The sequence below is a fragment of the Kitasatospora sp. NPDC056327 genome (assembly GCF_042261735.1).
Lineage (GTDB): Bacteria > Actinomycetota > Actinomycetes > Streptomycetales > Streptomycetaceae > Kitasatospora.
This window is the reverse complement of record NZ_JBHJRC010000003.1, coordinates 58,167-74,361: the sequence shown is the minus strand read 5'-3', so window position 1 is coordinate 74,361 and position 16,195 is coordinate 58,167. Positions and strand designations below refer to the sequence as shown.

The 16,195-nt window shown below is 76.6% G+C and carries 14 protein-coding genes; 7 read left to right on the top strand and 7 right to left on the bottom strand.

All coding sequences use genetic code 11. The features are described 5' to 3' along the window. Positions 1-148: 148 nt before the first annotated feature. Positions 149-865 (top strand): DUF4291 domain-containing protein, encoded by a 717-nt coding sequence (locus tag ACFCX4_RS00850; protein ID WP_376137722.1) that lies wholly within the window; start codon positions 149-151, stop codon positions 863-865. A gap of 204 nt (positions 866-1,069) precedes the next feature. On the opposite strand, the gene ACFCX4_RS00845 is transcribed toward ACFCX4_RS00850, so the two are convergent. After that, a complete protein-coding gene (locus tag ACFCX4_RS00845; protein ID WP_376137721.1) occupies positions 1,070-1,558 on the bottom strand; it encodes a MarR family winged helix-turn-helix transcriptional regulator in 489 nt (162 codons plus the stop codon). A 128-nt stretch (positions 1,559-1,686) separates the two neighbouring features. On the opposite strand from ACFCX4_RS00845, the gene ACFCX4_RS00840 reads away from it, so the two are divergent. From ACFCX4_RS00840 to ACFCX4_RS00830, 3 genes are all read left to right on the top strand, one after another. Next, positions 1,687-3,186, top strand: coding sequence for an MFS transporter (locus tag ACFCX4_RS00840; RefSeq protein WP_376137720.1), 1,500 nt, complete (start codon positions 1,687-1,689; stop codon positions 3,184-3,186). Positions 3,187-3,442: 256 nt separating this feature from the next. Further along, a complete protein-coding gene (locus ACFCX4_RS00835; RefSeq protein WP_376137719.1) occupies positions 3,443-3,811 on the top strand; it encodes a hypothetical protein in 369 nt (122 codons plus the stop codon). Further along, positions 3,811-4,563, top strand: a complete 753-nt coding sequence (locus tag ACFCX4_RS00830; RefSeq protein ID WP_376137718.1) for a rhomboid-like protein — start codon at positions 3,811-3,813, stop codon at positions 4,561-4,563. Before ACFCX4_RS00835 ends, ACFCX4_RS00830 begins: the two co-directional genes overlap by 1 nt. A gap of 464 nt (positions 4,564-5,027) precedes the next feature. Here the strand turns inward: ACFCX4_RS00830 and ACFCX4_RS00825 are convergent, their stop codons facing one another. The 3 genes from ACFCX4_RS00825 to ACFCX4_RS00815 form a co-directional block, all read right to left on the bottom strand. Beyond that, entirely contained in the window at positions 5,028-6,542 is a 1,515-nt protein-coding gene (locus tag ACFCX4_RS00825) for an amino acid permease (protein WP_376137717.1), read from the bottom strand. A gap of 338 nt (positions 6,543-6,880) precedes the next feature. After that, complete coding sequence (locus ACFCX4_RS00820) at positions 6,881-7,093, bottom strand: DUF5988 family protein (protein ID WP_376137716.1); 213 nt, start codon at positions 7,091-7,093, stop codon at positions 6,881-6,883. Positions 7,094-7,215: 122 nt separating this feature from the next. Then, positions 7,216-10,425: an AAA family ATPase gene (locus tag ACFCX4_RS00815; protein WP_376137715.1), complete on the bottom strand. Its 3,210-nt coding sequence runs from the start codon at positions 10,423-10,425 to the stop codon at positions 7,216-7,218. Positions 10,426-11,023: 598 nt separating this feature from the next. Between ACFCX4_RS00815 and ACFCX4_RS00810 the strand changes: the two genes are divergently transcribed. Both ACFCX4_RS00810 and ACFCX4_RS00805 read left to right on the top strand, forming a co-directional pair. Continuing rightward, positions 11,024-12,037, top strand: coding sequence for a threonine/serine dehydratase (locus ACFCX4_RS00810; protein WP_376137714.1), 1,014 nt, complete (start codon positions 11,024-11,026; stop codon positions 12,035-12,037). A 234-nt stretch (positions 12,038-12,271) separates the two neighbouring features. Beyond that, positions 12,272-13,045: a BTAD domain-containing putative transcriptional regulator gene (locus ACFCX4_RS00805; RefSeq protein ID WP_376137713.1), complete on the top strand. Its 774-nt coding sequence runs from the start codon at positions 12,272-12,274 to the stop codon at positions 13,043-13,045. Positions 13,046-13,156: 111 nt separating this feature from the next. On the opposite strand, the gene ACFCX4_RS00800 is transcribed toward ACFCX4_RS00805, so the two are convergent. Continuing rightward, positions 13,157-14,443, bottom strand: a complete 1,287-nt coding sequence (locus ACFCX4_RS00800; RefSeq protein ID WP_376137711.1) for a pyroglutamyl peptidase — start codon at positions 14,441-14,443, stop codon at positions 13,157-13,159. 183 nt (positions 14,444-14,626) lie between these two features. Here ACFCX4_RS00800 and ACFCX4_RS00795 point away from each other — a divergent pair, with 183 nt between their 5' ends. Continuing rightward, a complete protein-coding gene (locus ACFCX4_RS00795; protein ID WP_376137710.1) occupies positions 14,627-15,238 on the top strand; it encodes a TIGR03086 family metal-binding protein in 612 nt (203 codons plus the stop codon). 53 nt (positions 15,239-15,291) lie between these two features. Here the strand turns inward: ACFCX4_RS00795 and ACFCX4_RS00790 are convergent, their stop codons facing one another. Together ACFCX4_RS00790 and ACFCX4_RS00785 are read right to left on the bottom strand one after the other, a co-directional pair. Next, positions 15,292-15,612: a hypothetical protein gene (locus ACFCX4_RS00790; protein WP_376137709.1), complete on the bottom strand. Its 321-nt coding sequence runs from the start codon at positions 15,610-15,612 to the stop codon at positions 15,292-15,294. 335 nt (positions 15,613-15,947) lie between these two features. Continuing rightward, positions 15,948-16,109: a hypothetical protein gene (locus ACFCX4_RS00785; protein WP_376137708.1), complete on the bottom strand. Its 162-nt coding sequence runs from the start codon at positions 16,107-16,109 to the stop codon at positions 15,948-15,950. Positions 16,110-16,195 lie beyond the last annotated feature (86 nt).

Genomic DNA, 16,195 nt, shown 5'->3' with positions numbered 1-16,195 from the left:
GCCGTGGCTCACTCGCGCACACCTCCGGCCCGACACGCCGCCCGGCGCCGGTACGCCCCGCCGCCGAACCGCCCGCGGCCACCCGTGCCCGCGCGTACCGCCCGGAATTCGCTCGCCCCGCGCGGTGCGGGCCGCCACCCTGGACGCCATGGAGACAGCGAACGCGCCCGGCCCGCAGGACACCCGCACCGACCGGGGCGGACACGGGGCCCAGGACGCACGGAGCGCCGCCGCGGACAACCGGAGCGTCAGGGACCCGGCGGCGGAGCCCCCGCACCGGATCCGTGCCGTCCACACGGAGACCACCGTGACCGTCTACCAGGCCTACCCGCCGGAGATCGGACTGGCCGCGGCCCGGGACGGGCGCTTCCCCGAGCCGTGGAAGCGCGACCGGATGACGTGGGTCAAGCCCTCGTTCCTCTGGATGATGTACCGCTGCGGCTGGGCGACGAAGGCGGGCCAGGAGACCGTGCTCGCGGTCGAGATCGAACGGGCGGGGCTGGAGTGGGCGCTGGAGCACGCGTGCCTCGCGCACTACCGGCGCGGGCTCCACCCGGACCGCGCGGCCTGGCAGCGCCTGCTCCGACGGTCACCGGCCCGGGTGCAGTGGGATCCCGAACGGGACCTGCGGCTCCGGCCACTGCCGTACCGCTCGCTCCAGCTCGGTCTCGCGGGCGAGGCCGCGCGGCGCTACGCCGACGAGTGGACGGTGTCCGTCACCGACGTCACCCCGCTGGTCCACCGGATCCACGGGCTGCTGCGGGACGGCGAGCCGGAGGCCGCACGGTCACTGCTGCCGGCGGAGCGGGCGTATCCGGTGAGGCCCGGCGCCCTGGCCCACCTGGGCGGCGACGGACCGGGGTGACCGACGAGCAGTGGGCCGTCCGGAACGGAACGGGCCGGGTTGCCGCGGGACGGCGAGCCGGAGGCCGCACGGTCACCGTTGCCGGCGCAGCGGGCGCATCCGGGTGGGCGGGTCGCCGGTGTCACGGGCGGGGTGGTCCCGGCGCGTGGTCCGAGGCGGACAGAGCCGTTCTCCGGCCCGGGGATCCGCGGTTGCCCGGGCCGGTCACGCCGGTCCGCCGCCGTGGTCGCGGCGCTCGGCGAGGTGCGCGTCCATGGTGGCGTTCAGATCGGTGACGAACTGCTCGAACTGCCGCAGGAGTTGCGGCGGATAGGGGGCCATCGCGGCGTCGAGGCGGTGGGCGAGCGGACCGAAGAACTCGTCCGCCCTCTCCCGGATGTGCGAGCCACTGCGCAGGGTGACGATGCGCCGGTCGGAGTGTTCACGGGTGCGGGTGATGTGCCCGGCCGCTTCGAGGCGGTTCAGGAGCGCGGTGGTGGCGCCCGTGGACAGGGAGACCCGCTCGCTCAGCCGGGCCGGCGACAGCGGGGTCCCGCGTTCCTCGGCGGCGGCGATCTCCAGGACCGCGGTCGCATCGGTGGAGTGCAGGCCGAGCCAGGCGGCGAAGCGCCGGCCGAGTTCGGTGTAGTGGCCGCCGTAGATCCGCAGCCCTTCCATCAACCGTTCGCGCTGCTCCGCGACACCGTCGCCCATCGCTTCCTCCACCGGGCCCGCCACCTCGTCCCACCCTGCCGGGCCGCCAGGTGGGCGGCCCGCTTTGACAACCTACCTCCACCAATTTACCTTCATCGTGAAATTACTTCACCATGGAGGTATCTGGCGTGAGTGCCCCGTCCCCCGCCCCCGGCGAGACGACCGAGCCCTACCGGTGGCGGTGGCTGATCCTGGTGGCGATGATCGTCGCGGAGGTCATGGACCTCCTGGACGCCTCCGTCGTCAACGTGGCCGGACCGGACCTGGAGGAGTCCCTCGGCACCGGTCCCGTCGGACTTCAGTGGGTGATCGGCGGCTACGCCCTCGCCCTGGGCGCCGGACTCGTCCTCGGCGGCCGACTGGGCGACCGCCACGGCCGGCGCCGGATGTTCCTGATCGGCCTGACGGCCTTCACCGCGGCCTCGCTGCTGTGCGCGCTCGCGCCGAACACCGGATCGCTGATCGCCTTCCGCCTGCTGCAGGGCACCGCCGGAGCGCTGCTCCTGCCCCAGGGCCTCGGCCTGCTGCGGGAGAACTTCTCCGGCCCCGAACTCACCAAGGTCTTCGCGGTCTTCGGTCCGGTCCTCGGTCTGGGCGGCATCATCGGCCCGGTCCTGGGCGGCTTCCTCGTCGAGGGCGACTTCTTCGGCCTGGGCTGGCGCTCGGTGTTCCTGGTCAACCTGCCCATCGGCATCGCGGCGCTGGTCGTCGCCGCGAAGTTCGTGCCCAGGAAGGCGGGCGACCCCACGATCCGGGTCGACATCACCGGCGCAACCCTGGTCGTGGCGTCCTGCGCCCTGCTGGTACTGCCGCTGAACCAGGGGCAGGAGAGCGGCTGGCCGCTGTGGACCTGGCTCTGCATGGCCGCCTCGGCGACCGGGTTCGCCCTCTTCGCCCTCCAGCAGCGCCGCACGGCGGCCGCGGGCCGCGCGCCGCTGGTGATCCCGGGGCTGCTGCGCAAGCCCGCCTTCACCGTCGGCCTCGGCGGCATCGCCCTCTTCTTCGGCGGGCTCGTCGGCACCCAGCTGGTGCTGACCCTGTTCCTCCAGATCGGCCGGCACTTCACCGCCGGTGAGGCGGGGCTGGGCAACCTGCCCCTCGCGGTGGGAACCGCGATCGGCGGCGCCGTCAGCGGCGCGTTCCTCGCGGACAGGATCGGCCGCAGGGTGCTGCAGATCGGACCGCTGGTCCAGCTGGCCGGCGCGGCCGTGCTCTGGTTCGAGCTCGACGGCCTCGATGCCGCCTCGTTCTCGATCCGGGAGATCGCCCCCGGGGTGGCACTGTCGGGCGTCGGCGCCGGCATGGTGATCGCCGCCCTGTTCAGCTTCGTCCTGGCTGCGGTGGACGACGACGAGATCGGATCCGCCTCCGGGGTCCTGTCGGCGGTCCAGGCGGTCGGCGGGTCCCTCGGGGTCGCGGTCCTCGGCCCGGTGTTCTTCGCCCGGGCCAGGACCGGTGACTTCACCGGCGGCTTCCACGGCGCGCTGATCGCCCAGGCGTGCCTGCTGGTGGTCTTCTTCGCGATCACCTTCCTGCTGCCCGCGAAGGGGCGCCCCGAGGAGGATCAGCACGGCACCGCCGCCGGGCCGGCCGGCGGCTCCGACGCGGAGCGGCGGCTCACCGTGTGAAACGCGGCCGGGAGAGCGGGCGCCGGCCCGGTCCTCCCCTGCCGCGCACGCACCGGCCGCCCACCGCCGCCGGCCCGGGAGGAGGACGACGCCGAATCCCGCACGGCCACCGCCGCCGGTCGGGCCGACGTCCTCGGTCGCCCCGGCCCGCTCCCGCCCGGACGTCTGCCGCCGGGGCGACCGACGGGCCCCGCGCCCGCCCGGAGCGGTACGGGCCGGGCGGGTGCGGGGCCGGGCGGCGGCATACGATCGAGGGGTGTCCGAGTCTCTTGATTCCTCGTCAACGGCCGCGCCGGCGGCCTGCTCGTCCCGGCGGGCGGTCCGCGCCGGGGACTCCGTGCTCTCCGTCGGCTCGGTGGGTTCGGTCCTCTCCGTCGGCTCCGTCGGGTCGGTGCTCTCGATCGGGTCGGTCGGCAGCTTCCTGTCCATCGGCTCGGCCGGGTCGGCGGCCTCCGTGCTGTCCGCCGGGTCCTGGCTGAGCCTGGGGTCGGTGCTGTCCGCGAACTCGCGGTGGTCGGTGCTGTCCTGGCGTTCCCGGGGCGGCCTGCTGGCCGCCGGGGCGGTGGCGGTCACCGCGGGCGCGGCACTCGTGGGCGGCGCCCGGCCGCCGCGGCGCGCCCGGTAGTGGCCGCCCCGGCCCGGCGGCGGCCCGCCCTGCGGTTGCCGGCCCCGCGCAGGCTGCTGCGCGACCCGGCGTTCTGGTACGTGACCGTGCTGGCCTCGATGTGGCCGCTGCTGACGCTGCTGCCCGCCGAACGGGTGGCGGCGCTGCGCGCGTGGGCGTCGACCGACCTCGGCAATCTGCGGCCCTGGCCGGACGGCCACCCGGTCGAGTCGCTGGTGGTCTCCGCGTTCGTGCCGCAGGACACCATCTGGGTCTGGCCGGTGTTCGCGCTGTCCGTCTTCGCCGTGGTCGGCGCGCTCGGCGGCCGACGGGCGGTCGCGGTGCTGGCGGGCGTCCAGGTGCTGGCCACCGTGATCACCGAGGGGCTGGTGCGGTGGCGGATCGAGCACGGGGCGCTGCCGCCCGAGGCCGCGCACTACGTCGACACCGGGCCGTCCTACGTGGTGGTCGCGGCGCTGGCGGTGGCGATCGGACGGGCCCGCCCGGTGTGGTCGCGCGCCGTCTGGCTGGCGATGCTCGCGGTGGCGGCGCCCAGCCTGTTCGGCGGCGTCGCCGACGGCGAGGTGGCCGCCGTCGGGCACCTGATCTCGCTGGTCGCGGGGCTCGCCGTCGCGGCGGCGCACCGGCTGGGGCTGCCGCCGGTGGCCCGCCGGCTCCGCCCTGCCGAGCGGGCGCCGGCGGCGGGGACCGTGGGGACGGCAGGGACGGCGAACGACCCGGAGGGGCGACCGGAGCGGGTGCCGTCGCGGTAGGCGAGGCGGCCGGTACCCGGCGGCCGTCCTCGTCGGAGGGGCCGGGGCGCCCTGCTCACCACCGTCACCGGTCTCCTCGGTCTGGGCGCCGCACCCCCGGGGAGCCGTTCCTCCGACCCCCTCCGCCACCGGACCCTCCGCCGACGGGGCGGCCGAGGGTCCTGCCTCCACCCGGCGACGCCCTCCCCGGCACCCGGGCCACCCGTACCCCAGGCGACGAGGACCCGACTTCCGGCCACGGGCTCGGCCCGGTCGATCGGGTCAACCCGGCGAATCGGTGCGGACGGCAGCGTTCGGTCACAGCCCCCGGCTCGTCGACCGGGGCGGCGGGTGACCTTCCACCGGCGGCCGACGCATCGGGCGGCCGGGCCCACGGCGCGCCGTGGACGGCGGCCAGGCACTCGCCGACCGCCCGCACCCGCGGAGCGCGGAGCCGGTGTCCGGCCGGCGCTCGGTCCCGTCGTTCACACCGTGGTGCCGCCGCACGGGGCACCGGCGGCGGGGGCGCCCTCGCCGGAGCCGGCGGTACCGGTACCGGTGTCCACGGACGGGGTGCGGCGGCGGGCCGCGAGGACGGTGTGGACGAGGACGCCGACCAGGAGGAAGAGCACGCCCTGGTAGACGGCCGCGTAGCCGGCGCCGGCGACGAGCCAGGCGGAGAAGGCGAAGGCAGCCAGCGCGAGGGTGACGTCGCGGGCGAGGCGGGCGGGGACCACCCGGTCGCGGTCGCCGCGCAGCAGCCAGTACAGCTGGGCGGCGGTGGAGAGCAGATAGGGCACCGTCGCGGTGAAGGTCGTCACCAGCACCAGGGTGTCGAACGCGGCCTTCGCCCCGGAGGCGAAGTCGAGGACGGTGAGCAGCGAGGCCAGCGTGACGCCGGCCAGGACGCCGAACACCGGCACGCCGCGGCGCTCGGTCGCGAAGACGGCGGGGAACAGCCCGTCCTTCGCGGCGGCGTACGGGGCCTGGGCGGAGAGCAGGGTCCAGCCGTTGAGCGCGCCGGTCATCGAGACGAGGGCGGCGACGGCGACGGCGGTGCCGCCCCAGGAGCCGCCGAAGACGGCGTTCACCGAGTCGGAGAACGGCGCCGTGGAGTGGACCAGCCGGTCGTGGGCGACGGTGCCGAACACGGCGAGCGTGCCGAGCAGGTAGACCACCGCCGCACCCGCGGTGCCGAGCACGCTGGCCCGGCCGACGTTGCGCTCCGGGTCGCGGACCTGGCCGGCGCTCATCGCGGCCGACTCCACGCCGAGGTAGCTGAACAGCAGGATCGCCGCAGCGGCCGTCATCCCGCCGGCCCAGCCGTCGCCGGTCGCGTCGAAGGGGCCGAGGTTGGCCGGGTCGAAGGCGGTGAGGCCGGCCACCGAGACCACCACCAGGGGGATGAACTTGAGTACGGTGGCGACGAGTTGGACGGCGCCGACGTACCGGGTGCCGGCCAGGTTGGCGAGCGCGGGCAGCCACTGGAGGGTGAGCGCGCAGCCGACGGCGAGCGCGGTGGAGCGGCCGACGGCGGGCCAGAGCACCGTGAGGTAGCCGACGGCCGCGACGGCGAGGGCGGCGTTGCTGACCCAGGTGGTGATCCAGTAGGACCAGGCGGCCAGGAAGCCGGCGAAGTCGCCGAAGGCCTCCCGGGCGTAGACGTAGGGTCCGCCGGTGCGGGGGTCGCGGCGGGCGAGCCGTCCGAAGACCAGGGCCAGGGCGATCGCGCCGGCGGTCAGCACCGCGAAGGCGAGCAGGCTGACCGTGCCGTACGGGGCCACCGCGGCGGGGATCATGAAGATGCCGCCGCCGATGATGTTGCCCATCACCAGGGCGGTCGCGGTGGGCAGGCCGAAGCGCCGGACGGCGGACCGGGCGGGCCCGGGCGGGGAGTCCGGGGCGGGCGGCGGGGCCTCCGGGCCGCCGTCGGACCGGGCCGTCCGGGCGGGGCGGACGGGTCCGGGTGCCTGCCGGGTCCCGGCCGGGCTGGTCTGCATGAGGATGTGGTGCCTTTCTGGTCCTGCGCGCCCGGTGGAGCGGACGCCCATGCTCGTGCAGGCGGCACCTTGTACCAAATCGGTGGGATTTGTTCTCCGGACGGCCCCGCCGGCCGGAAGACCTCCGGCCGTGCGACCGCCGGACGGGCACTCGTCCCGCGGCGCGCCGGGGGTGTGCGGCGGGCCGCCCGGCCGGTCCGCCGCACTACGCCGGACGTCACCCGCCGGACGTCACCCGCCGGGGGTCACCGGCCCGGCACCACCGGCCGGGCAGCACACGACGGACACCTGACGGCGGACACCGCTCGGCGGGCACCGCCGCACGGCCCGCGCGGGCCTCACTCCGCGACGAAGGTGTTGCCGCTCCACTCGAACACGTCCAGCGGGACGCCCTCGTGCTCGGCCGTCCTGCCGGTGCGCCGGAAGTGCTCGTACCGGTTGCCGGTGAGGACCTTGACCACGTTCTCACCGGGGTCGACCGCGCGCAGGCGCGCGAACTCCGACCCCGCCGCGCCGCCTTCGAGCAGGATCTTCGCCTTCGGCTCCGTCATCGTGCTACCTCCCGGGGGTGGCTTCGCCAGCGCTACCTGACCTGGGCCCCGAAGCTACGCAGCGCCCCGCGGCCGGATAACCCCTAACGTCACCTTTGCCGGGTCCGGTAGGGGGTGCGGATTCAGCCGGCGGCATCGGGCAGCAGGTGCGCCCGCAGGTCGGACCGCCGGTTGACCCGCAGCTTGCGGTAGGCGCGGGTCAGGTGCTGCTCCACGGTGCTGACGGTGATGAAGAGCTTGTGGGCGATCTGGCGGTTGGTGTGGCCGCGGGCGGCCAGCGTGACCACCCTCAGCTCGGCCCGGCTCAGCTCCTCGACCGGCAGCGGCTCCGGCGGCGCCGGCGGCGGGACGCGGTGGACCGCCGGCGTCGCCGCGGGCCTGCGGCCGGACGCCCGGGGGGTACGGGCGCCCGGCGTCAGCTCGGCGGGCCGGCCCGGCAGCGGGCCGGCGGCCACGTGCGCGCTCCTGGCCGCGAGCGGCACGCCGTACCCGGTCCCCGGCACCGCGACCGCACCCGGGGCCGCGCCCGGCACGTCGTCCGCCGGTCCGTCCGCCACCCCACCCGCCGATCCGTCCGGCAACCCGTCCGCCACCGGACCCGGCACGGCCTCCGCCACCACCTCCGTCACCGCGCCCCGGGCGACGGCCACCGGCTCGGCCAGACCGCACAGCCGGGCCAGCCGGTGCGCCCGGTCCTCCTCCGTCCTGGCCGCCGCCTCGGCGCCCAACCGGGCGTAGGTGCGGCCGAGTTCGGTCGCCGCGACGAACTGCTCGTAGCGGTCGCCGCCGGCCTGGAGGTGGTCGAGCGCCGTGACCAGCAGCCGCGCCCGCTCGCCGAGGTCGGCCGTGGTGGCGGCGAGCGGCACCAGCGCCCGGCCGCGGGTCCGGTGGTCCTCCGGACCGGTGGCCGCGAGCTGCTCGTCCAGCAGCCGCCGGGCCTCCGCCACCCGGCCCAGCCGCAGGTAGGCCGTGGCCGCCTCGATCCGCCAGGCCACCAGGGCGGGCGCGTCGAGGCCGAGCTTCTCCATCAGTTCGCCGCAGCTCAGGAAGTCGGCGAGGGCCGCCTGGACCCGGTCGCCCGACAGGTGGTGCCGGCCGCGCGCGAGCAGGTAGAGCAGGCCACAGGGGGTGCGGAAGACGATGTCGGGCACGGGCACCGCCCGGAACGCCGCGGCCTCGGCGGGCCGGAGCGCGGCGGTGGTGGCCAGCAGGCCCACCGCGAGCGGGAGTCCGACGACCGCGCCCCAGCTCTCCACCGGCACCAGCGCGAGCGCCTCCCGGGCGCGCCGCTCGGCGGCCGGCAGCTCGCCGCGGCGCAGGTGGGTGAGCGCCTGGAGCGCGGTGAGCAGCGCCGTCCACATCGGGGCGTTGCGGCCGGCCGCCTCCGCCACCAGGTGCGCGCACCAGGAGGCGGCCCGCTCGCACTGGTCCGCGAGGATCAGCACCAGCAGCGCGACGACGATCGCGCTCAGGGTGTCGTCGTCCAGCCGGGAGCCCTCCAGCACCGTCTCGGCGGTCTCCACCGCGTCGTGGCCGACCGGCCCCGCCTCCCCCGCGGACCGGGCGCGGCGCCCGGTCCGCTCCGGCGGCCCGGCGTCCTGCCCGGCCAGTACGCAGGCCAGCGACCCGGCCGCGCGGACCTGGAGGCCGGAGCCGCGTTCGGGGTCGACCGGGTCGGGCCTCCCCCGCAGCCCGGCGGGCAGCAGCCGCTCGGAGAGCTCGGGGTAGGCCTGGGAGATCATCAGACAGACCGTCAGCTGGTTGCGCTCGGGGGTCAGGCCGGCCCCGGCGAGGTGGCGGGCCATCGGGTCGAGGACCTCGGCGGCCTCCTCCAGCCGGCCGTGCCACAGCAGCCGGCTCACCAGCACCGACAGGTCGCGGCAGTCCAGCCGGTTCTCCCGGGCCGCCGCGCACAGGTCGGTGAGGTGGCGGGCGGCGGCGGCCGGGTCGACCCGCCATTCGGTCCGCAGCAGCGCGGCCCGCACCTCGGCGCGCTCCTGGGGACCGCGGCACAGGTCCAGCGAGACCCGCAGGCAGTCGACGGCGAGGGCCACCTCGTCCAGCCGCAGGGCCTCCTCGGCGGTCCGGCGCAGCACGTCCGCGGCCCAGGGCGCGGTGGGCCGTTCGGCGGCCACCAGGTGCCGGCCGATCCGCTCCAGGGGCGCGCCGAGGTGGTGGAGCACCTCGGCGGCCCGGGCGTGCAGGGCGGCAGGCCGCTCCGGCGGCAGGCCGGCCAGGACGGCGCGGCGGACGCCGTCGTGCCGGTAGCGCCCGTCGCGCAGCAGTCCGACCTCCTCCAGGGCGGCCAGCGCGTCCGCCGTGGCCTTGGCCCCCAGGCCGAGGACGTCCGCCAGCACCGCGGTGCCGAGGTCCGGTCCCAGCACGGCGAGGGCCCGGGCCACCTCGCGGGTGGCGCGCTCGGAGCGGAGCAGGTAGCGGTCGAGGGCGCGTGCGAAGGACCCGCCGAGCACCAGCCGGTCCGGTGGCGGGGCGTCCGCGGGGCGTCCGGCGGCGGCCGTCCGCTGGTCGTCGGCGATCGCGCGGACCAGCAACGGGCTGCCGCCGCTGACCCGGTGGCACTCGGCCGCGAGGGCCGGGCCCGCCGCCGGGCCCAGGTGGGCGGAGAGCAGGGCCTCCACGCCGCGGGGACCGAGCGGGCCGAGCCGGATGCCGGTGCAGCCGGGCTGGTGCAGGAACTCGGTCTGCAGGTGGGCGTGGCGCAGGTGCGGCCGGCTGGAGCGGGTGATCACCAGGAGGATCGGGACGGTGCGCAGCCGGCGGGCGAGGTAGAGCAGGACGAGCATGGAGGCGAGGTCGGCGTGGTGGGCGTCGTCGACGCCGATGACCACCGGTCCGTCGGCGGCGAGGTCGAAGAAGACCCGGCAGAGCCGGTGCAGGGCGGCCGGGGCGAGTCCGGCCGCCTCCTCCTCGGCGGGATCGCCGACGGCTGGCACGCCCCCGGGTCCGCCGATGAGTTCGGCGGCGAACTCCCTCCCCCGGGCGCGCCGTTCGGGCTCCCGGTCGCGGCATTCCCCGTGCAGGGCGGCGAGGATGGCGTCCAGGGTCGGCTGGAGTCCGTCCGGAGCGTCGGCGGCGCCGCCGGCGCCGTACAGCAGATGGCTGACCAGACCCAGCGGGACCGCCCGCTCCGCCCGGCAGCCGGTGGCGCCGAGGAAGGTGCCGCCCGCGGCCGCGGTTCGTTCGCCGAGGACCCGCAGCAGCGCCGTCTTGCCGCTCGCCACCGGTCCGGTGACGATGGCGAGTCCGCCGGTCCCCTTGAACGTCTCCTCAAGCAGCCGGCCGAGTTCGCCGAGTTCTCTGTCTCTTTCCACCAGCCACATCGGCCACCATCCCCCGAAGAACACTTTTGGCCATGCCACGGATATTCATTGACCCCGGCTTTACCGAACGCGTACGCTTCACCATCGTCGGAGCGGTTCGGCGGGAATTCGCCGGAGCACCGCCCGGCGACACCGGTCCACCGCCCGCCGGCCCGTGATTTCCGCCGTCGTGCGCCCGGACACCATTCGGACCGGAACCCCGTCCGACCAGCGCCCACGCCGCGACGGGACCGTCCCGGCGAGCGTGGTGAGTCTGCCATGCACCCGGCCCGGGAATCCACCGGATCCGGGTAAGAGTTCCTTAACCGTTGACGGCGGTTCCGGGCACATAAGCACACATCTTCCTCCTTCGGCCGCATCGGTACGGAGGGCGAACCGTCGGTGGACCACCGAATTCCGGTGACCCCGCGGCGCCGCGCGGGCCGGGGGAAACGGCCGCCGGACGGAATCCGCCGCCGGCCCCCGAACCGGATTCGGAGCCGGATTCGGGGCGGCTTTGGCCGCGCTTTGGCCGCCCTCCGGATGCTGGACCGCGCCAACCACCGGCCGTCCCGCGACGGCCGGGCGGAGCCGAGCGAGGGGGGACAGCATGACCGGGACGAACGCCGGACTGCTCGCCGAGGACGTGCCGCAGCTCAGCGCCGCGGGAGTGCACGAGGCCCGGCGGCGGCTGGGCGACCGGGTGCTCGCCACCCCGGTGCTCCGCTGCGAGGAACTGGACGCGGTGGCGGGCGCCCGGCTGTGGCTGAAGGCCGAGAACCTCCAGCGCGGCGGGTCGTTCAAGATGCGCGGCGCGCTGCTCGCGGTGGAACGGCTGGCCGGGGCCGGGTCGCCCGGGGTGATCGCGCAGAGCACCGGCAACCACGCGATCGCCGTCGCGGTGGCCGCCCGGGAGGTCGGCCTGCCCGCCGTCCTGGTGCTGCCGGTCGACGCCGCGCCGACGAAGGTGCGACGGATCCGCGAGGCCGGAGCGGAGGTCCTCCAGGCCGGGACGGCGCTGGCCGAGCGGCTCGCGGTGGTCGAGGAACTGCGGGTGCTGCGCGGCCTGGACGTGATCGACCCCTACCAGGACCCGGACGTGGTGCTCGGTCAGGGCACCGCGACCGCCGACCTGCTGGACGGCGTGCGGGAGGCCGGCGGACGCCTGGACGCCGTGGTGCTGCCGGTCGGCGGCGGCAGCGCGGTGGCCGGGGCCTGCCTGGTGACCGACGGCTCCGGCGTCGAGGTGGTCGCCGCCGAACCGGCCGCCGTCCCCGCGCTCGGCGAGGCGCTGCGGGCCGGACGGCCGGTGACCGTGGCGGCCCGGCCGACCATCGCGGACGGCCTGCGGCCGGACCGGATCGGGCAGTTGCCGTTCGACCTGGCCCGGCGGCGGGTCTCCCGGGTGGTCGCGGTGGAGGAGGAGGCGATCGCCGACGCGATGCGCCTGGTGCTCACCCGCTGCCGCCTGCTGGTGGAGCCGGCCGCCGCCACCGCGGTCGCCGCGGCCCTGCGGATCGCCGCCGAGGGCGGCCGGTCGGACATCGGGGTGCTGGTGTCCGGCGGGAACGTCGAGACCGCCCTGGTGACGGAGCTGCTGGCGGAGCCGGTCGGCACGTCCTGAGAGACCACCGGTCCCGCCGTCCGCGCACCCCCCATCCACGGACGGCGCGCCCCTACCGGCGGACCCCGGAGCCTCCCGGTCGGCTCTAGGGGTGCCGGTAGGGGCATTTCCGGGGTTACCGCCCCTGCGGCCGCTTCCTAGACTGCCCAGCGTTCCAGCACGCCCGCCGCGTTCCGCCGCGCCGGGCGACAGCGGCCGGGCAGCGACGGGGCCCGCCGGAAGGAGGTCCGATCGGTGCGGTACGAACTCCTGGGAAGCCTGCGGGTGGTCGACGGGGACGGTCCGTCCTCGATCAGCGCGCAGAAGATCGAGATCCTGCTCGCCTCGCTCCTCGCCCACGCCGACCACGTGCTGTCGGTGGACCAGCTGATGGGCGAGATCTGGGGCGAACGGCAGCCCCGCCGGGCGCTCGCGGGCCTGCACGTGTACGTCTCCGAGGTGCGCAAGTTCCTGTACCGCCCAGACCGCGCCGCCGGGCCGGTCCTCACCCGCTCCCCCGGCTACCTGCTGCGGCTGGACGGCGACGCGCTCGACGCGCGGGAGTTCCTGGAACTGGTGGCGCTGGGCCGCCGGTACCTGCGCGAGCGGCGCTTCGAGGAGGCCGGCGAGGCCTTCGAGCGGGGCCTGGCGCTGTGGCGCGGACCGGCGCTGGGCGACGTCGGCAGGGGTCCGGTGCTGCGGGGCTTCGCCACCCGGCTGACCGAGGCCCGGCTGGAGTGCACGGAACTGCTGGTCGACGCGCAGCTGCGGCGCGGCAGGCACCGCGAGGTGGTCGGCCTGCTGTACACGCTGACCGTCGAGAACCCGCTGCGCGAGGCCTTCCACCGGCAGCTGATGCTGGCGCTCTACCGGTCCGAGCGGCGGGCCGACGCACTCAGGGCGTACCGGTCGGCGCGGCGGACCCTGCTCGACGAGCTGGGCCTGGAGCCGTGCACCCCGATGCAGGAGCTGCACCGGGCGATCCTGCGCTCGGACGACCCGGACGGGGCGATGGCGCCGGTCGGCTGACGGCCTGCCGGGCCCGGCGGGCGGTCGGGGCCGACGGAGGAGGCAGGGGCCGGCGGAGGAGGCAGGGGTCGGCGGGCCCCGGTCGCGCGGTGACCGGGGCCGGGCGGGCCGTCAGCCGGCGGTGTGCCGCAGGATGTCGAGGACCTCGCCGGTGATCGCGGCCTCGTTCTGCTCGAACTCCGGCCCGGTCAGCCGGTCGGGCTCCGCCGGGAGACCGGTGAGCACGGGCGTGTGCAGGTGGCCGCCGGGCAGTTGCGGGGCCACCTCCAGCCGCAGCCGGTTGGTGCGGTAGGCGACCTCGTTGGAGAGGTAGCCACCGCCACCGCCGTTGACCGCGCGCGAGCCGGGCGTCGGGCCGTCCGCCCGGTCGACCGGGGCGCTCGCCCCGGCCGGGATCTCGGTGACGGTGGTGTTCAGCTTGACCGGGAAGGGCTGCTGAACGGCCGTCATCGGCCCGGTGGGCAGGCTGGTGGCGATGAACTCCGCGCCGGGGCCGAGCCCGGGCGCGGTCGCGGGGTTCTGGCGGGTGCCGCCGGAGAGCACGCCCGCGTTGTCGGTGTAGGGGTCCGCGGAGCGGTTCCGGCCGGCCCAGGCCTCCAGGGTGAACAGGCCCGGGTAGCCCTGGCTGACGGTGGTGATGAGGTCGGCCGAGCGGTGGCCGCGGGCGAGCTTCGGGGCGAAGGCCCGCTCGACGATGCCCCGGTCGAAGTCGCCGTAGCGGACCGGGAACAGCACCGCCTGGATCTCGGCGGGGGTGCCGTCGGCGAGGGTGACCCGGCGCCCGTCCAGCTGCAGCGCCGCCGAGCCCGAGGGGTTGGCGCGGCGCAGCTCGGCGTCCAGGCCGAACGGGTCGAAGCCGCTCACGAAGATCCGGCGCACACCCGGACGGCCCCGGAACCCGCTGTCGCCGAGGCCGCGCGAGGCATCCTCGAAACGCTCCCGCAGCGCGGCCTTGTCGGCCGTGAACACCGGCTGCCAGCGGTCGAGTCGGACGGTCATGGCGACCCTGGCCCAGTACAGCGGCCGGTCGTCGGGGGCGGGCAGGTCGCCGCCGGGGCGGTGGCCCTGGGCGCGGTCGACGCCGGCCCGCCAGAGCGCCTCACCCCAGGCGTCGACCAGCCGGCCGGCCTGGGCGGCGGTGCGGGCGCCGCAGAGCGCGGCGGGGAAGCGGCGGACGAAGTCGCCGAAGCCCCCGCGCTCGGTCAGGGCGGCGGTGCGCGGGTCCGCGGTGCGCGCCTGCTCCCGGTCGAGCGGCACGGAGTCGACGCTCCGGCAGGACGGCCGGGCCGCGCGGTCGGTGCCGGTCGCGGCGCCGGCGGCACCCGCGGGCAGGACGGTCGCGGCGAGCGCGCCGATGAGGGTCGCGGCGAGGGCGGCACGGCGCCCGGCAGTCGTCATGGCGTGGACACTACATTCGGCTCCCCCGCTCCACCAGAGTGCCGCCGCACCACCACTCACCGTGACCACCGGCCACCCCAGCCCCTCGGGAAGCCCGGGGCCACAGGCCCGCACTCCCCTGGCGCGTCACACCCCGTAGCGGTTTACTGGGAGTGAGCAGGGCAGGAAACGGAGGCCCGGGCCATGGAATGTCCCCACCCGTCCGGATTCCACACCGAGGTCCGCGAGCACTACGCGGCCGCCGGCGCCGAGGTGGCGCGGCTGCTGCGCTCCGTGTCCGGGGACCTCTGGACAGCGCCCACCCCCTGCCGCGACTGGGACGTGCGGACGCTGGTCAACCATCTGGCGGCCCAGCACCTGTGGGTGTGCCAGGCGGTCGCCGGCTACACCCCGGAGCAACTGGGTCACCGCTTCGAGGGCGACGTCCTGGGCCTCAACCCGGGCGGCGTGTGGGCGATGGCCGTGCGCAGCGCCCAGCGCGCGCTCGGCCGGCCCGGCGCCCCCGACCTGCTGGTGCGCCTGCCCTACGGCCTGCGGGACGCCGGCGGTTACGCCCGCGAGCTCGTCGCCGAGACCGTCGTGCACGGCTGGGACCTCGCCCGGGCCCTCGGCGAGCAGGGCCGGATGCCCCCGGGCGCCGCCGGCTACGCGCTCGCGGAGTTCCGCGGCTACCGCGACCTGGCGGGCACCGGCCGCTTCGCCCCCGCGCTCCCCGCCCCGCCGTACGCCGGCCCCGAGGACGTCCTGCTCGCCCTCACCGGCCGCGACCCCGCCTGGTCCGCCGACCGCATCTGAGCCCCGGAGGACCGCGCCCCCGGGGCTCGACGCCGGGACCCGCGAGACACGTCCTAGAGCACGGCCAGCACGCCCATGGGCACCAGGGTCAGCAGCATGCTCACCGGCCAGTAGAGCCGGGCGCCCGTCCCGGCCGACCGGCGCCGGACGGGGAGGTTGGCGAGCCACCACAGTGCCGCGAAGCCCACCAGCACCGGGCCCGCGAACAGCACCCACGGCAGCACACCGTCGTTCTCCGTCGGCTCCCGGTCCGTCCAGCCGAGCTCCGCCAGCGGCCAGTTGGCCAGGAAGTACCAGATCAGGAAGAGCGGCACCACGGCGGGCAGGCCGAGCAGCAGGTTCACGGCCACGGCCAGTGGTGAGTACGTTCTCATCCGCTCAGTATTCACACCGCCCGCACGCCTCCCCGCCGGGGGCGGGCCGGCGGCCTCGTGCCGCCGCTGCTCCTCGGCACCCTCTGCGGCCACGACCGCTCCTGCGCGGCCACGTCCGCCGCACCGCCCGCGCCCGGCGACCGCCGACACCCGGCGGGCCGGCGGGCCGGCGACGCCACGGACCGGACCGCCGGCGCGCGGGCCGACGGACACCGGAACGGGCCGCGGGCGGCTCCCCGGAGGGAGTGCTCGCGGCCCGTCGGGCGGCGGGTCGGGACGGTGCGGGTCGGACGGTGCGGGTCCGACGGGGTGCGGGTCAGGCGTGGGGGTGCGGGTCAGGCGTGGGCGGGGCGGCGGCGGAGCCGGGCCGGGACGAGGGCGCGGGCGCGTCCGGCCCGGGCCCGCCCGCCCCCGGCCGCGGCACGGGAGGCACGCTCCCGCTCCGCCTCCCGGAGCAGGTCCGCCTCGCGCAGCTTGTGGAGCGAGTAGTGCAGCATGACGCTGTCCTCCTGGACGGGTACGTCTTCCGCCCTCCACCCTCCCGGGCGGGCCGGCCCACCCGCATGAGGCAGCCGCCCCGTTC